Source organism: Phenylobacterium sp. (assembly GCF_031425575.1).
Lineage (GTDB): Bacteria > Pseudomonadota > Alphaproteobacteria > Caulobacterales > Caulobacteraceae > Phenylobacterium.
On sequence record NZ_JANPJP010000350.1, the window covers coordinates 1 to 1,576 of the forward strand.

General features: G+C 68.8%; 1 protein-coding gene. It reads right to left on the reverse strand.

The annotated features are described in order from the left end of the window. Nucleotides 1-1,576, reverse strand: a 1,576-nt coding sequence (gene mnmG / locus RMO97_RS19285) for a tRNA uridine-5-carboxymethylaminomethyl(34) synthesis enzyme MnmG (protein WP_310542626.1), incomplete at both ends; no start/stop codon positions are given.

Below are 1,576 nucleotides of genomic sequence, written 5' to 3' on the forward strand. Positions count from 1 at the left end.
CACCTCGTTGGAGAGCCCGCCGACCGCCGAATAGTCCAGTTCGGCCGGCAGGCGCAGGTTCTCGTCGCGGCGGAAGGCGGCCACGTCGGCCTCCTGCCGCCCCAGATAGCCGGAATAGGCGGCGTCGATCTCCACCTGCTCGCGGACCTGGGGATCCCAGGCGGCGATCTCGGGCCAGATGGTCGCCAGGTTCTCGAAGGAGATGGTGGGGTAGGCCAGAAGCTGGGTCAGGTCGCGGCGTTGGCCGTCGGCCTTGACCGGCAGGCCGGCCTTGGCGGCCTTGTCCGGGGTCAGGGTCAGCTCGGCGGCGAGGGCGCGGGCCTCGGAAAGAGCCTTGGCCTTTGAATTGAAGGCGGTTTCACGTGAAACACCGACGCAGCCCAGGGCCAGGCCCTTGGCGGTCAGGCGCTGGTCGGCGTTGTCGGAGCGCAGGGTCAGGCGGAACTCCGCCCGGCTGGTGAACATCCGATAGGGCTCCGTGACCCCCCGGGTCACCAAGTCGTCGATCATGACGCCGATATAGGCCTCGTCGCGGCCGAAGATTGCGGGCTCAGCGCCCGAGGCGGCGCGGGCGGCGTTCAGCCCGGCCACCAGGCCTTGGGCCGCGGCTTCTTCATAGCCGGTGGTGCCGTTGATCTGGCCCGCCAGATAGAGGCCTGGCAGGCGCTTGACCTCCAGGGTGGCCGAGAGTTCGCGCGGATCGACATAGTCGTACTCGATCGCATAGCCGTGGCGCCGGACCTGGACGTTCTCCAGGCCCACGATGGTGCGCAGGAACAGGTCCTGGGTCTCCGCCGAGACCGAGGTGGAGACGCCATTGGGATAGACGGTGTCGTCGTCCAGGCCTTCCGGCTCCAGGAAGATCTGGTGCGCCGTCTTGTCGGCGAAGCGCACCACCTTGTCCTCGATGGAGGGGCAGTAGCGCGGGCCGCGCCCGTTGATCCGCCCGCCATACACCGCCGACTCGCTCAGGCGCTCGGCGATGATCCTGTGGGTCTGCGCATTGGTGTAGGTGACGCCGCAAGCGATCTGCGGCGTGGTGATCTTTTCGGTCAGGAAGGAGAAAGGGGAGGGGACATCGTCCGCCGCCTGCATCTCCAGCTTGTCCCAGGCGATGGTGGAGGCCACCAGGCGGGCCGGCGTGCCGGTCTTCAGCCGGCCCATGTCCAGGCCCAGGGCGTAGAGGCGGTCCGAGAGCCCGATAGCCGGCGCCTCGCCGACGCGTCCGGCGGGGATGCGCTGTTCGCCTTGGTGGATCACCCCCTTCAGGAAGGTGCCTGTGGTCAGCACCACCCGTCCAGCGGGATAGGTTTCACCGCCTGCGCCCACCACGCCCGTCACCTTGCCGTCCACCACCAGCAGGTCCTCGACCGCTTCGGCCTTGATGGTGAGGTTTGGGGCGGCGGCCAGTTCGGCCTGCATGGCCTGGCGATAGAGCTTGCGGTCGATCTGGGCCCGGGGGCCGCGCACGGCGGCGCCCTTGGAGCGGTTCAGCAGCCGAAACTGGATGCCGGCCACGTCGGCCAGGCGGCCCATGACCCCGTCGAGGGCGTCGATCTCGCGCACAAGATGCCCC